Origin of the sequence: Ramlibacter monticola (assembly GCF_016722785.1) — a bacterium.
In the GTDB taxonomy this organism is placed as follows: Bacteria; Pseudomonadota; Gammaproteobacteria; order Burkholderiales; family Burkholderiaceae_C; genus Ramlibacter; species Ramlibacter monticola.
This window is the reverse complement of sequence record NZ_JAEQNE010000001.1, coordinates 1,049,760-1,064,657: the sequence shown is the minus strand read 5'-3', so window position 1 is coordinate 1,064,657 and position 14,898 is coordinate 1,049,760. Positions and strand designations below refer to the sequence as shown.

Sequence of the window (14,898 nt, the reverse complement as noted above, 5' to 3'; positions counted from 1 at the left end):
CTCTGCAACGCGAGCGCGAGGCCGTGGCGCTTGCCCCCACTGCGTGGGTCTTGGGTGTCCTGACCCAGGCGGTGTGGGTGCGATTCCCCCCCAACTTGTAATGGGCATGCAACCAGTCATGTCGCAGTGCCGCATTCACGAACGTTTGGAAACGCGGTCCAACGTTCAGCATTCAGATCGGACGTGGCATGCCACTTGCCCTCTTGGTCACCGTCACCAAAGTTTCACACCCACGAGAGGCAGGTTCCGGTGAAAAGAATTCTGATCTATTCGCACGACACGTTCGGCCTGGGCAATGTCCGCCGCATGCTGGAGATCGCGCGGCACCTGGTGGCGAGTTCGCCCGAGATCACGGTGCTGCTGCTCACGGGCAGCCCGATGCTGCATGCCTTCCGCATTCCGCCGCGCATCGACTACGTCAAGCTGCCCTGCCTCGCGCGGGACACGACGGGCCGCTACGGTGCGCGCTCGCTGGCGGTGGACCTGCCCGAACTGGTGCGCCTGCGCGCCAACCTGATCAAGAGCGCCACGCTCGATTTCGCGCCCGACCTCGTGCTGGTGGACAAGAAGCCCTTCGGCGTGCAGGACGAACTGGCCGGCGTGCTGGAGATGCTGTCCCGCGTGGCGCACCGGCCCCGCTTCGTGCTGCTGCTGCGCGACATCCTGGACAGCGCCGAGGCGACCCGCTCCGTGTGGCAGAAGAACGGCTACTACGAGGCCGTCGACACCTACTACGACGAAGTGCTCGTCGTGGGCAGCCCCGAGATCTTCGACCTGCGGCGCGAATATGCCTTCCCGCCCTTCGCGGCCGCCAAGGTGCGCTTCTGCGGCTACATCGCGCGGGAAGCGGCGAAACGCAGCCGGGCGCACGTGCGCGCCGCGCTCGGCGTGGACCCGCACGAGCCGATGCTGCTGGTGACCCCCGGCGGCGGCGAGGACGGATTCCGCCTCGTGGCGACCGCGCTGGAAGGGCTGGCGCGCACGCCCGCCCACCGCCGGCCGCGCACGCACGTGGTGTGCGGGCCGGAGATGCCCGAGCATCACCGCACCGCGGTCGAATCCGCCGCGGCGGACCTGCCCCAGGTCAGCGTGGAAGCCTTCAGCGACGACATGATGTCCCTGATCGGCTCCGCCGACGTGGCGGTGACCATGGGCGGCTACAACACCGTCTGCGAGCTCCTCACCAGCGGCCGCCGCGGCGTGATCGTGCCGCGCTGCGAGCCCGGCGTGGAGCAGCTGCTTCGCGCCGAGCGCATGGCGGAGCGCGGCCTGCTGCGCATGGTGTCGCCGGACGCGCTGTCGCCCTCGGCGCTGATGGCGGAGGTGCAGCACCAGTTCGATGCGCTGGCCCGCTCCGAACCCCTGCCGCGGCTGAAGGCCATGAACGGCCTGGACAAGGTGTCGCGCGCGCTGCGCACGCTGGTCGACCTCGAGGAGCAGCGCACCACGTCGCCGATGCGCATCCGCTCGCGCCGCGCCGGCGAGATCGTCTTCACCGTCGCCTGAACGCAGGACCCCCGATGAACATGCATTCCTCCGCCCCTCTGGGCGTGCTGGTCCGCGTCTGGCCCAAGCTGTCCGAAACCTTCATCCTGGAAGAGATCCTGGGTCTCGAGCGCAGGGGCCTCGCGCTGCGCCTGTACGCGCTGGATGCGCCGACCGACGACGTCACGCACGACGCCGTGGCCCGCGTCCGCTCGCCCGTGGCGCGCGTGCCGTCCGGCCACACGCTGCGCGAAATGCTGGCGCGCCACGCGTCGCTGGCGGTCTCGGAGCCGATCGGCTACCTGCAGTCGCTGGGGCAGGCGCTGCGGCGGGGGCAGGGCGGCTGGCGCGATTTCCTGCGCGCCGGCTGGCTGGCCGCGCAGCTGCGCCGCGACGGCGTCGGCCACCTGCACGTCCACTTCATCAACGGCCCGACGGACATCGCGCAGCTGGCCTCCCGCATGAGCGGGATCCCGTTCTCGATCTCGGCGCACGCCAAGGACATCTACCTGTCGCGGCCGGCCGACCTGCGGCGCAAGCTGAACGCGGCGCGCTTCACCGTGACCTGCACCGAGGCCAACCGGGCCACCCTCGCCGCGATCGCGCCGCGGGCCGCCATCCGGCTCATGTACCACGGCGTCGATCGCGAGGTGTTCCACCCGTCGCGGCGCACCGGCCCGCAGGAGCAGGACGCCCCCCTCATCGTGGCCGTCGGCCGCCTGCGCGCGAAGAAGGGGCTGGACACCCTGCTGGAGGCCTGCCGCCTGCTGCACCAGCGCGGGAAGCGGGTGCGCTGCGAGATCGTCGGCTACGGCGAGGAGCACGATGCACTGGCCGACCACATCCTGCGCACCGGCCTCGCGGGCCACGTCCACCTGGCCGGCAAGCTGGCGCGCGACCAGGTGCTGGAGCGCTATTCCCGCGCCACCGTGTTCGTGCAGCCCTCGCGCATCGCCGCCGACGGCGACCGCGACGGCATCCCCAACGTGCTGCTGGAAGCGATGGCCATGGGCCTGCCGGTGGTGGCGACGCGGGTCTCCGGCATCCCCGAACTCGTGCGCGACGGCGTGAACGGGCTGCTGGTCGAGCCCGACGCGCCCCTGGCGCTGGCGAACGGGATCGAGCGCCTGCTGCAGAGCCCGGAGCTCGCCGCGGCCTTCGGCCGGCGCGCCCGCGCCACGGTCGCGAAAGCCTTCGACAACGACGCCAACCTGCGCACCCTGATGCAGCTGCTGGAGCCGTCGCACGTCTGCGGCACCCACTGCGACCTGCTGGAGGCCGCCCGATGAAGCGCAGCAAGGTCGCCTACGTGATGAACGGCTTCCCGCGCCTGTCGGAGACCTTCATCGCCAACGAGATCCACCAGCTCGAGCGCCTCGGCCTGGAGATGCGCCTGTATTCGGTGAAGGACGAGCGCGAGCCGGTCGTGCATCCGGTCGTCGGCGCGATCCGCGCGCCGCTCACCTACCTGCCCGAGGCGACGTCGCTGTCCGCCACCACCCTGCGGCAGTGGCTGCGCGACAACCTGGGCACCTTCTGGGCCGCGCACGCCGAGGTGGCGCGCCGGCGTCCGCTGGCGTGGCTGGCCACGCTGGGCGCCGCCTTCGGGCTGGCGTGGAAGCACCGTTCGCGGGAGGCGGGCGCCCCCTTCGCGCTGAAGAAGGTCTTCATCAAGGAATTCCTGCAGGCCGGCTGGATCGCGCAGGCCGTGCTGCGGGCCGGGGACGTGTCGCACCTGCACGGGCACTTCTGCCACGGCGTGGCGACGATCACCTGGTTCGCCAGCCGCCTCTCGGGCCTGCCCTTCAGCTTCACCGCCCATGCGAAGGACATCTACCAGACGGAGCTGAACCCCGGCCGGCTGCTCGAACGCAAGCTGGGCGCGGCCCGCTTCGTCGCCACCTGCACCTGCGCCAACGCGGAGGTCCTGCGGGCCCGCCATCCGCGGCCCGACGACGTGCATGCCATCTACCACGGGCTGGACACCGACTGGTTCTCGCCCCGCGTCCGGCTGGCCCGCGAGGAAGCGCCGCTGCTGCTGGCGGTGGGCCGCCTGGTGGAGAAGAAGGGCTTCGACCGCCTGGTGGACGCCTGCGCCCTGCTGCGCCGGCGCGGCGTGTCCTTCCGCTGCGTCATCGTGGGCGAGGAGGGCAGCGCCGGCCCCGCCCTGCGCGCGCAGATCGCCGGGCTCGGGCTGGCGGAGTGCGTGCAGCTGCACGCGGCCGTCCCGCAGGACCGCCTGCGCGAGGTCTACCGCGGCGCCTCGGTGTTCGCGCTGCCTTGCCGCGTGATGGAGGACGGCGACCGCGACGGCTTCCCCAACGTGCTGGCCGAAGCCATGGCCATGGGCGTGCCGGTGGTCTCCACGCCGATCTCCGGCATCCCCGAGATGATCGACGACGGCGTGCACGGCATGCTGGTGGACGGCAGCCCGGAGTCGCTGGCCGCGGCCATCGAACTGCTGCTGACCGAACCGCAGCTGCATGCGCGGCTGGCGGGCGCCGCGCGCGAGCGCATCTGCGAGCGCTTCGACTCGCGCCAGACCACCGCGGCGCTGCGCGACCTGTTCCTGCGCCAGCTGCGCGCCTCGGAGCAACCCCCGGCGGCGGCCTCCTCGCGCGAGGCCACCACGTGAACGCCGCTGTCCTGTCGCCGGTCCGCTCCGAAGCGCGGACCGACGCGCTGTTCCTTTCGCCCTGGGAAGCTCTCGACGATGCGGCGCTGCTGGCCCATTTCCAGGGCGACCGCGGCATCCGCTTCGCCCCCATCGTCGATGCCGACGAGTGCCGGCCCGAAAAGCTGGCCGGCGTGATGGCGGGCCGCTTCGAGTTCAACGGCGAGACGCACCATCTCGGCGACGCGGTGGACTGGCTCGCCAACCCGAGCCGCGACGTCGAGTGGCACATCCTGCTGCACAAGTTCTACTACGCGGTGGGCCTCGCCCAGCTCTGGCAGGAAGAGGGCGACGCCCCGGCGCTGCGGCGCTGGGTCCGGCTGGTCGACGGCTGGATGCAGGTCACGCCGCCCGGCTTCATCGCCGCGGACGTGACGGGGCGGCGCGTGCAGAACTGGATCTACAGCCTGCATGCGCTGGTGCTGGACGCGGCGCGGCCGGCGCCCATCGATGCGGCGTTCTTCCGCCGGCTGCTGCACTCGCTGCACCTGCAGGTCGAGTACCTGTGCGCCCACCTGACGCCCAAGCGCAACCACCGCACGCTGGAACTGCTGGCGATCTTCCTGGCCGGCGTGGTGTTCCCCGAGTTCGGGCGCGCCGCCCACTGGCGCGAGTTCGCGCTGGCCGAGACGCTGGCCAACGTGCAGGCCGACCTGCTGCCGGACGGCGTGCATTGCGAGCTGTCGACCGACTACCACCACCTGGCCCTGCGCAACTGGCTGCAGGTGCGCCATCTCGCCGCGGACAACGGACATGCCGTGCCCACCGCGCTGGACCGCGCCCTCGAAGCCGCGCTCGCCTTCAGCCTGCACGTGCACCAGCCCGCGGGCGTGGCGCCCAGCCTGTCCGACGGCGACGTGCGCGGCTTCCTGCCGCTGCTGGCGCAGGGCGCGGCCCTGTTCGGGCGCGAGGACATGCGCTTCGTCGCCAGCGGCGGGCGGCACGGCCGGCCGCCGCGGGAGCGCGTCGCGCACTTCCCGGCCAGCGGCTACCACGTGGTGCGCAGCGACTGGGACGGCGCCGACGCGCAGCATCTCGTGTTCGACTGCGGCCCGCTGGGCGAGGGCAACCACGGCCACTTCGACGCCCTGTCCTTCGAGCTGGCCGCCTTCGGCCGCCCGCTGGTGGTCGACCCGGGCCGCTACACGTACAGCGAAGCGACCACGCCGGCAGATCCCTGCAACTGGCGCGTGCACTTCCGCGGCACCGCGGCGCACAACACGGTGTGCGTCGACGGCCGCAACCAGACGCGCTACGTGCCCAAGGCCATCAAGGACGCCTCGCGGCACGCCGCCGGATCGGTGCGGCACAAGATTTCCGGTCCTGCCCCGGACACGGCGCTGCTGGAATCGTGCAGCGGCGCCCACCTGGACCTGCTGCACGGGCGCTGCGCCAGCCACGAGTACGATGCGGTCCACGAGCGCTGCATCGTGTTCGTCGACCGCCGCTACTGGATCGTTTCCGACTGGCTGGAGGCGCAGGAGCACCACGACTACGCCCTGCGCTTCCAGCTCGGCCCCGACGCGCAGGACCATGCCGTCCTCTGCGGCGACGACGCCTGCGTGCGGCTGGAAAGCCCCGGGCTGGTCGCCGCCCAGCCGCGCCGCGCCGGCCAGCACACCGGGCTGGCGGCCGGCTGGGTCTCGCGCGACTACGGCCACAAGCGCGCGGCCCCGGCGCTGCTGACGAGCGCGCGGGCGAGCTGCACCAGCTTCGCTACCGTGCTGCTCCCCTCGCGCGAAAGCGCGCCGACGCTGCGCGTGACCGACCTGCCGGTGATGGGCGCCGAGGGCGCGCAGGCCACCGCGCTGCGCATCGAACTCGGGGACCTGCACGACGGCTGGTTCCATGCCCACGGCGTGGCGCAGGCCGGCTGGCGGATCGGCGACTGGCAGTTCAGCGGCCGCTGGCTGCACTGGCGCTGCGACGCCCAGGGCCGCCTGCTGCGGGCCGTCTCCCATCCGGGCGCGCAGCTGCGCACGGCGCTGGGCCTCGCCCGGGTGGAGACGGCATGAACCGGCTGCCCCACGATCCCGTGCTGCCGCAACTGGCCGTCGCGCTCGACCCCGCGGCGATGGCGCAGGCCTTCGCGGACGTGCTGCGCCCGCACGGCGTGCAGGTCGACGCCTGCCACGTCGACCGCGTCAAGTACCGCCCCGGCCGCAATGCGACGCTCGGCTACCGGCTGGCGCTGCGCGACGGCGGCTGGAACGCCTTCGAGCAGCACGTGGCCGCGCGCCTGTGCGGCGACCGCGACGCGGACCGCATCGTGCGCAGCAGCGCCACCGCGCTGGGCCCCTCGCCCGCGGGGCCGGGCCTGCACTGGCTGCCGGCGCTGGACATGCTCACCTGGTGGTGGCCCAACGATCCCAAGCTGCCTGCCCCGCGGACGCTGTCCGATCCCTCGGTCCTGCGCGAGCACGTGCTGCCGGAGCTGGCCCGCGCCCTCGGCGCCGACCCCGGCGCCATCCACGCGGGCGAGCTCGAGATCGCGCAGTACGTGCCCGAGCACCGCCTGTGCGCCCGGGTCGACCTGCGCTGGCACGACGGCATCGCCATGCAGGCCCAGCGGGTCTACTGCAAGGCCGGGCGCGAGCCCGATGGCGCGACGATCCACGCGCTGCTGCTGCAGCTGCAGGGATCCGCCGCCTGGCGCGGGGGACGGCTGCGCACGCCGCGCGCGCTCCTGTGGCACGCGCCGACCGAGACGGCCTGGCAGGAGGGAATGCCCGGCCAGCCGCTGCTCGACGCGCCGCCCGCGCTGCAGGCCGCCTGCGCGCCCGCGGTCGGTGCGCAGCTGGCCGCGCTGCACGCCACGCCGACGGTGACGCACCGCGAGGTGACGCCCGAGTGGATGCGCGAACGCCTGGCCGAAGTCGTGCGCGTCCTGTCGCCCGTCCTCGGCGCGTCCGTCCTGGGCGCCGCGGCCCAGGCGCTGGAGGAGGGCTGGCCCGCCCTCGCGCACGGGGCGGCGGCGAGCACGCTGCACGGGGACTTCCACGGCCGCAACATCCTGGTCGAGGACCGGCCCGCCGGAGCGCGGGTCGCGCTGATCGATCTCGACGGCCTGCGCCGCGGCCCGGCGCTGCTCGAACTCGGGGCCTGCGTGGCCGATGCGATCTACCGCGCCCTGCTGGAGGGCGCCCCGGCGGAGCGCGAACAGGCGGCGTGGCGCAGCCTGATCGCCGGCTACGTGGACGCCGGTGGCCAGCGGCCGGAGCCGGCCGCGCTCGCCTGGTCCGTCGCCTGGAACCTGCTGACGCAGCGTGCCTGGCGCTGCGTCGTCAACCTGAAGCCCGGCCGCTTCGAGATCGCGCCGCGCCTCGTCCGCCTGGCGACCGACCTGGCCCGCGGCCACGCCGCCACGGAGCTCGCATGCTGAACCTCGACCTGGACCGCTCCGTCGAGACCTGCCTCGACCCCGAGCAGATGCGCGCCCACCTGCAACCGCTGCTCGCGCCGCACGGCACCGTCGAGGCGGTGCGCATCGCCAAGGCACACCGCAGCGCCTCCCGGCGGCGCGACCCGCATCCCCTGCTCGCCCTCTACGAGGTCGAAGTGCGGGACGCCGGCGGCGCGGCCCCGCGCACCCTGCGCTGCTACGGCAAGGTCTGCCGCGCCGGCGTCGAAGCCGCCGCGCCGCTGGCCGCCGGCAACGCGACCCCGCTGCCCGCCCTCGCGATGCTGCTGTGGGCCTGGCCCGACGACGCCGGCCTGCCGCAACTGCCGCGCCTGCTGGATCCCGAGGCCGCGCGCCCCTTCTGGGGCGAGGCCGCGCGGGCCGTGGAGGCGGTGCGCTACGAACCGGAACGCCGCGCCACCCTGCGCTACACGCGAGCGCGCGGCGACGCCCTGTACGCCAAGACCTTCAGCGACGAGAGCGGCGCGGCGATCCACCGCCGCTTCGACTGGTTCTGGGCCCGCGCGCAGGAGGACGCCGGCGCGCCGCTGGTGGCGCGGCCCCTGCGGTATTCCGCCGGCGACCGCACGCTCTGGCAGGACGCCGCCACCGGCACGCCACTGCGCGACTGGCTGCACCGCGGCGACGCCTGGCTGCAGCCCCTGGCGCGCGCCATCGCCACCGTGCACGAGGTCCCGAGCGAACTCGCCGGCGCCCGGCGGCACGACACCGCCCACTGGCTCGTCGAGGCGCACCGCCGGCGCCAGAAGATCGTCCGCGCGCTGCCGGCGCTCGCGCGCCGCGCCGACGGCACGGTCGCGGCCATCGAGCAGGCGGCCTCGCAGCTGCCGGCGCATGCGCCGGTGACGCTCCACGGCGACTTCCACGTCGACCAGGCCTGGTTCGACGGCGGGCGCATCGTGCTGTTCGACTTCGACGAGTTCGTGCTCGGCGACCCGATGCAGGACCTGGCCGCCTTCCTGGTGCGCCTGCCGGAGGAAGCGGACGCGCAATCGCTGGGCACACCCTGGATCCGCGCCTACGCGCAGCACGCGCCGCGGCTGTTCTGCCCGATCCGCCTGGCCTGGCACCTGGCGGTGCAGCAGCTGCTGCGCGCCAGCCGCGCCTTCGTGTTCCAGGTCCCCGACTGGCGCGCCGAGGTGGAGCGGCGCCTGGCCTATGCCGAAGCGCTGGCGCTGCAGGCGCAGGTGGAGGGCGCGCGATGAACCGCCGCATGCGCACCCTCATCGCCGAGTGCCTGTGGGAACAGCGGCTGGCGCTGCTGGTGGCCGCGCTCGCGCTGGGCGGCGTGGTGCTGTGCGACCTGCTGGTGCCGTGGCCGATGAAGCTGATCTTCGACCACATCCTGCTGGCGAAGCCGCTGCCGCCCTCGATGGCGATGCTGCAGCCGCTGCTGGGGCTGGGCGCCTGGCCGGCCCTGGTGGCCTGCGCGCTGTCGATCGCGGCGATCGCGCTGGCTTCGGGCGCGCTGTCCTACCTGGAGCTCTACACCAGCGCCAAGGTGGGCCACCGCATCACCTGGCGCCTGCGCGGCGAGCTGTTCGCGCACCTGCAGCGCCTGTCGCTGGCGCACCACCGCACCACGCGGGTCGGCGAGCTGATCACCAAGGTGGCGGGCGACACCAACCTGCTGCGCGACATGTTCAGCGACTGGCTGCTGACGCTGGGCCGCCACATCGCCACGGTGCTGGCGATGCTGGCCGTGATGTTCTGGCTCAACCCGCCGCTGGCGCTGGCGGTGGCCGCCACGCTGCCGCCGCTGCTGGGGGTGATCTTCGTGCTGAACCGCCGCGTCAAGTCCGCGGCCCGGGAGCAGCGCAAGCACGAAGGCCGCATGGCCTCGCGCCTGAACGAGGTCCTGAGCCAGATCGCGCTGGTGCAGGCCTTCGGCCGCCACGAGGAAGAGGAAGAGCGCTTCCGGCGCGAGATCGCCGCCAACTACGAAAGCGGCATGCGCAGCGCGCGGGTCAATGGCGCCATCGTGCGCGCCATCGCCGTGGTCACCGCTCTCGGCACCGCCATCACCGTGCTGCTGGGCGCGCGCGAGGTGCTGGCGGGCCGGCTGACGCCGGGCGAGCTGCTGGTGTTCGTGACCTACGTGACCGCGCTCTACAAGCCGGTGCGCGACCTGGGTCGCCTGGCCGGCAAGTTCTCGCGCGCCGGCATCAGCGCCGAGCGGGTGGCGCAGATCCTCGACATCGCGCCGGACGCCGCAGATGCGCCCGATGCGGTGGAACTCACGCAGACCCTGGGCGAGATCACCTTCGAGGACGTGAGCTTCGAGTACCAGCCGGGCAGGAAGGTGCTGGACCGCCTCAACCTGCGCATCGCCCCCGGCGAGCACGTCGCCCTCGTCGGCGCCTCGGGCGCCGGCAAGTCCACCTTCATGAACCTGCTGCTGCGGCTGGCGGAGCCGAGCACCGGACGCATCCTGATCGACGGCGTCGACATCCGGCGCTACACGCGCGCCAGCCTGCGCCGCGTGCTTGGCGTGGTGCCGCAGGAGCCGATGCTGTTCGCCGTCTCGGTGCGCGAGAACATCGCCTACGGCCGGCCCGAGGCCTCGATGGAAGACATCGAGGCGGCCGCCCGCGCGGCCCGCGCGCACGAATTCGTGATCGACCTGCCCGAGGGCTACGACACCGAACTCGGCGAGCGCGCCGCCACCCTCTCGGGCGGCCAGCGCCAGCGCCTGTGCCTGGCGCGGGCCCTCATCAAGGAGCCGGCGGTCCTGCTGATGGACGAGCCCACGGCCGCGGTGGACCAGCGGTCCGCGCGCGTGATTCTCGAAGCGGTGATGCGGGTCCACCGCGACCGCACGCTCATCGTGATTACCCACGACACCGCCTCGCTGGCGGGATACGACCGGGTCCTGACGCTGGAGCAGGGGCGCATCGCTGGCGCCCCCGTCCCCGCGCCGGTGTCCTGGACCCTGATGGAACGACGCCATGACTGAATCTTCCCCGCCGAACCTCCTGTTCTACTGCCAGCACTCGCTGGGCATCGGGCACCTCACGCGCAGTTTCGCGCTGGCCCGGGCGCTGCGGGAACGCTTCAGCGTGGTGTTCCTCAATGGCGGCAAGCTGCCGCAGGGCGTCTCCGTGCCGACGGGCGTGAGCTGCATCCACCTGCCGCCGCTCGGCATGGACGACGGCCACACCGTCGTCAGCCGCGACACCGGCATCGACGTCGCCGCCGCGCGCGCCGAGCGCCGCCAGCTGATCGGGCGTGCCGTGGAAGCGACCCAGCCCGCGGTCCTGATCGTGGAGCTGTTCCCCTTCGGCCGCAAGAAGTTCGCCGACGAGATCCTGCCGATGATCCGCGCCGCGCGCCGCCAGGGCGCCAAGGTGGTGTGCAGCCTGCGCGACATCCTGGTGGACGCCCGCCCCGACCAGCAGCACCACGACGACCGCGCCGCCTGGCTGGTGAACCGCTACTTCGACGCCGTGCTGGTGCACTCGGACGCCGCCTTCGCCCGCCTCGAAGAGACCTTCCGCCCGCGGCGCACGCTGCGCACGCCTGTGTGGCACACCGGCTTCGTGGTGCCCGAGCGGCGCGTCGACGCCCACCTCGCGCGCGGCGAGCACGTCGTCGTGTCGGCGGGCGGCGGCATCGTGGGCGACAGCCTGTTCCGCGCCGCGCTGGAGGCGCACCGGCTCACCGGCGTGCGGATGCAGATCGTCGCCGGCCCCTTCCTGCCCGAGCCGCAGTGGCAGGCGCTGCAGCGCGAGGCCGCGGACCTGCCCGGCGTCCAGCTGTTCCGCCACGTGTCCGACTTGGCTGGCGTGATGTCCACCGCGCGGGCGTCGATCAGCCAGTGCGGCTACAACACGGCGCTGGACCTGGTCGTCTCGCAGGTGCCGGCGCTGGTCGTGCCCTACGCCACCGCCACCGAGAACGAGCAGCGCCAGCGCGCCGAGCGACTGGCCGCGCTGGGCGCGGTGCAGTGCCTGGACCCGGACCAGCTGGACGGCCCGGCGCTGGCCGTGGCCATCGTCGACCTGCTGCAGTTCCGGCCGCGCCCGGCGGCGCTGTCGCTGTCCGGCGCGCGGCGCAGCGCCGAATTGCTGGCGCAACTCGCCGCCCAGCGCGCGATGCCCGCCGCCGCCCTGGAGGCTGCATGATCGAGCGGCTGGCCCCCGTGCTGGACGCGCTGCCTGCCCCGGTGCGGGTGTTCGTGCGCGACGACGACGCGGGGTGGGAAGACGGCCGGCTGCTGGCGCTGCTGGACGTCACCCAGCGCGCCGGCGTGGCGATCGACCTGGCGGCCATCCCGGCCGCCCTCGGTCCGGCGCTGGCGGCCGAACTGTGCGCGCGCATCGACGGGGCGCCCTCCCTGGTCGCGGTGCACCAGCACGGTTTGCAGCACCTCAATCACCAGCCGGCCGGGCGCAAGTGCGAGTTCGGCGACGCGCGCAGCGCCGCCGTCCAGCGCGAGGACCTGGCGCGCGGCCGCACCCTGCTCGCCGGCTGGCTGGGCGCGCGGGTGCAACCCTGGTTCACGCCGCCATGGAACCGCTGCAGCGCGGACACGGCGGTCCTGCTGGCGAGCCTCGGCTTCCAGGCCCTCTCGCGCGACCGCGGCGCCGCGCCCGTGCAGCAGGCGCTGCCCGAACTGCCGGTGGACATCGACTGGAGCCGCCACTGGCGCGAGGGCGGGGCGGACGCCGTGGCGGACGCCTTCGCCCAGGCACTGCGCGCCCGCGCCGCCGATGGTGCGGCGCTGGGCCTGATGCTGCATCATGGCGTCATGGCGGATGAAGAACTGCGCGCCCTCGCGGCAATCCTCGCCGTCGCCGCGGAGCACCCGCGGCTGCGCTGGCGCGGCATGCGGGAGCTCCTGGGCTCGCCCGCGACGGACCCGCAGGGCCGCAGGGAGTCCGCGCACTCGCTCGAACCGGGCATGACCCTCAACTTCTGACACGGGGAAACGCAAGATGAAACTCACCATCGTCGGCACCGGCTACGTCGGCCTGGTCACCGGGGCCTGCTTCGCGGAAATGGGCAACGACGTCCTGTGCGTCGACCTCGACCCCGGCAAGATCGAGCGCCTGCGCCAGGGCGAGCTGCCGATCTTCGAGCCCGGGCTGAAGGAGATCGTGCTGCGCAACGCGGCAGAGGGGCGGCTGCACTTCACCACCGACATCCAGGAAGGCGTGCGCTTCGGCACGATGCAGTTCATCGCCGTCGGAACGCCGCCCGGCGAGGACGGCTCCGCCGACATGCAGCACGTGCTGACCGCGGCCCGCGCCATCGGCCGCCACATGAGCGACTACAAGCTGGTGATCGACAAGAGCACCGTGCCGGTGGGAACGGCCGACGCGGTGCAGGCGGAGATCGCGAAGGCGCTCGCCGAACGCGGCATGAGCAAGGTGCCGTTCTCGGTGGTCTCGAATCCCGAGTTCCTGAAGGAGGGCGCCGCCGTCGAGGACTTCATGCGGCCCGACCGCATCATCGTCGGCGTGGACGACGACCGCGCGGCCCTGCTGATGCGCGCCCTGTACGCGCCTTTCCAGCGCCAGCGCGACAAGCTGGTGCTGATGGACGTGCGCTCGGCCGAACTGACCAAGTACGCGGCCAACGCGATGCTCGCCACCCGCATCAGCTTCATGAACGAGATGGCGCTGCTGGCCGAGAAACTGGGCGCCGACATCGAGCAGGTGCGCCGCGGCATCGGCTCCGACGCGCGCATCGGGCCGCAGTTCCTGTACCCCGGCTGCGGCTACGGCGGCTCCTGCTTCCCGAAGGACGTGAAGGCGCTGCTGTCCAGCGCGGCCGGCGTCGGCGAGCCGCTGCACGTGCTGCAGGCCGTCGAGCGCGCCAACGACAGGCAGAAGCATGTGCTGGTGGACCGGGTCGTGAACCGCTTCGGCGCCGATCTCTCGGGCATGCGCTTCGCGGTCTGGGGGCTGGCGTTCAAGCCGGAAACCGACGACGTGCGCGAGGCCCCGAGCCTGGTGGTGGTGCGCGAACTCGCCGCGCGCGGGGCGCGCATCGTGGCCCACGATCCCGAGGCGATGGACCGGGCGCGCGAGGCCCTCGGCGAGCTGCCCGGCCTGGAGTACGCGCCCTCGCCGATGGCGGCGCTGGAAGGCTCGGACGCCCTGATCGTCGTCACCGAGTGGAAGGTGTACCGCGTGCCGGACTTCACCCGCATGGCCACGGTGCTGCGCCAGCCGGTGGTGATCGACGGACGCAACCTGTACGAACCTGCGATGATGCGCGAGTGCGGGCTCGAATACCATCCGCTCGGCCGTCCAGCCGTGGCGGGCGCGCCCGCCCCACTCGCACTCGCAGCATGAATCGCATCCTCGTCACCGGCGCGGCCGGCTTCATCGGCATGCATGTGTGCCAGGCGCTGCTGGCGCGCGGCAACGAGGTGCTCGGCGTCGACAATCTCAACGACTACTACGACCCTGCGCTGAAGAAGGCCCGCCTGGCGCAGCTGCAGGGGCGAGCCGGCTTCTCGTTCGAGCGGCTGGACATCGCGGACACGGCGGCCGTGCAGGAATTCTTCCAGTGGCGCACCTTCGGCGGCGTGGTGCACCTGGCGGCGCAGGCGGGCGTGCGCTATTCGGTCACCCACCCGCACGCGTACGCGCAGGCCAACCTGGTGGGCTTCCTCAACATCCTCGAAGGCTGCCGCGCGCGCCGGCTCGAGCACCTGGTCTACGCCAGCAGTTCCAGCGTGTACGGCGGCAACACCAAGCTGCCCTTCGCCGAGGACGACCGGGTGGACGGACCGGTGAGCCTCTATGCCGCGACCAAGAAGGCCAACGAGCTGATGGCGCACAGCTACGCCCATCTCTACGGGCTGCCCTGTTCGGGCCTGCGCTTCTTCACCGTGTACGGGCCCTGGGGCCGCCCGGACATGGCGTACTGGAGCTTCACCCGCGCCATCCTGGCCGGCGAGCCCATCCCCGTGTTCAACCACGGCAGCATGCTGCGCGACTTCACCTACGTCGACGACGTGGTCGCGGGCGTGCTGGCCGTGCTGGACCAGCCGCCCACGGACCCGGTGCCGCAGCGCGTGCTCAATATCGGCGGCAGCCAGCCGGTGCCCCTGCTGGATTTCATCGGCGAGCTGGAGGCCGCGCTGGGCGTGCCGGCGCAACTGCAGATGAAGCCGATGCAGCAGGGCGACGTGCCCGCGACCTGCGCGGACGTCTCCCGCCTGAACGCCTTGCTCGGCCAGCCGCGGGAGTTCACGCCGCTCGCCGCCGGCCTGCGGCGCTTCGTCGAGTGGTACCGGGGCTACCACCACCTGCCGGCGCCGGCCGCCGGGGGCTCGCCCGCGCGGGCTGCGATCCCGGGCTGA

The 14,898-nt window shown here is 72.9% G+C and carries 11 protein-coding genes; all 11 read left to right on the top strand.

Going from position 1 to position 14,898, the window contains the following annotated elements:
- Positions 1–249: 249 nt before the first annotated feature.
- Genes JJ685_RS05000 through JJ685_RS04950 form a run of 11 tightly spaced genes read left to right on the top strand, consistent with a single transcriptional unit; the run spans position 250 to position 14,898 of the window.
- The gene (locus tag JJ685_RS05000) at positions 250–1,506 is read left to right on the top strand and encodes a glycosyltransferase family protein (RefSeq protein ID WP_201673094.1); all 1,257 of its coding nucleotides are present in this window, start codon (positions 250–252) and stop codon (positions 1,504–1,506) included.
- Between the two features lie 14 nt (positions 1,507–1,520).
- Positions 1,521–2,774, top strand: a complete 1,254-nt coding sequence (locus JJ685_RS04995) for a glycosyltransferase family 4 protein (protein WP_201673093.1) — start codon at positions 1,521–1,523, stop codon at positions 2,772–2,774.
- Entirely contained in the window at positions 2,771–4,120 is a 1,350-nt protein-coding gene (locus JJ685_RS04990) for a glycosyltransferase family 4 protein (RefSeq protein ID WP_201673092.1), read from the top strand. Before JJ685_RS04995 ends, JJ685_RS04990 begins: the two co-directional genes overlap by 4 nt.
- A complete protein-coding gene (locus JJ685_RS04985; protein WP_201673091.1) occupies positions 4,117–6,174 on the top strand; it encodes a heparinase II/III domain-containing protein in 2,058 nt (685 codons plus the stop codon). The genes JJ685_RS04990 and JJ685_RS04985 overlap by 4 nt, the downstream gene beginning before the upstream one ends.
- Positions 6,171–7,541 carry an aminoglycoside phosphotransferase family protein gene (locus tag JJ685_RS04980; protein WP_201673090.1) on the top strand — a complete coding sequence of 457 codons (1,371 nt, stop codon included), beginning with the start codon at positions 6,171–6,173 and terminating at the stop codon, positions 7,539–7,541. The genes JJ685_RS04985 and JJ685_RS04980 overlap by 4 nt, the downstream gene beginning before the upstream one ends.
- Positions 7,535–8,785 (top strand): aminoglycoside phosphotransferase family protein, encoded by a 1,251-nt coding sequence (locus JJ685_RS04975; protein WP_201673089.1) that lies wholly within the window; start codon positions 7,535–7,537, stop codon positions 8,783–8,785. Before JJ685_RS04980 ends, JJ685_RS04975 begins: the two co-directional genes overlap by 7 nt.
- Complete coding sequence (locus JJ685_RS04970; RefSeq protein ID WP_201673088.1) at positions 8,782–10,536, top strand: ABC transporter ATP-binding protein; 1,755 nt, start codon at positions 8,782–8,784, stop codon at positions 10,534–10,536. The genes JJ685_RS04975 and JJ685_RS04970 overlap by 4 nt, the downstream gene beginning before the upstream one ends.
- Positions 10,529–11,704 carry a glycosyltransferase family protein gene (locus tag JJ685_RS04965; RefSeq protein WP_201673087.1) on the top strand — a complete coding sequence of 392 codons (1,176 nt, stop codon included), beginning with the start codon at positions 10,529–10,531 and terminating at the stop codon, positions 11,702–11,704. The genes JJ685_RS04970 and JJ685_RS04965 overlap by 8 nt, the downstream gene beginning before the upstream one ends.
- On the top strand, positions 11,701–12,501 hold the full coding sequence (locus tag JJ685_RS04960; protein ID WP_201673086.1) for a polysaccharide deacetylase family protein: 801 nt from the start codon (positions 11,701–11,703) through the stop codon (positions 12,499–12,501). The genes JJ685_RS04965 and JJ685_RS04960 overlap by 4 nt, the downstream gene beginning before the upstream one ends.
- Before the next feature lie 16 nt (positions 12,502–12,517).
- Entirely contained in the window at positions 12,518–13,882 is a 1,365-nt protein-coding gene (locus tag JJ685_RS04955) for a UDP-glucose dehydrogenase family protein (protein ID WP_201673085.1), read from the top strand.
- Positions 13,879–14,898, top strand: coding sequence for an NAD-dependent epimerase (locus JJ685_RS04950; RefSeq protein ID WP_201673084.1), 1,020 nt, complete (start codon positions 13,879–13,881; stop codon positions 14,896–14,898). Before JJ685_RS04955 ends, JJ685_RS04950 begins: the two co-directional genes overlap by 4 nt.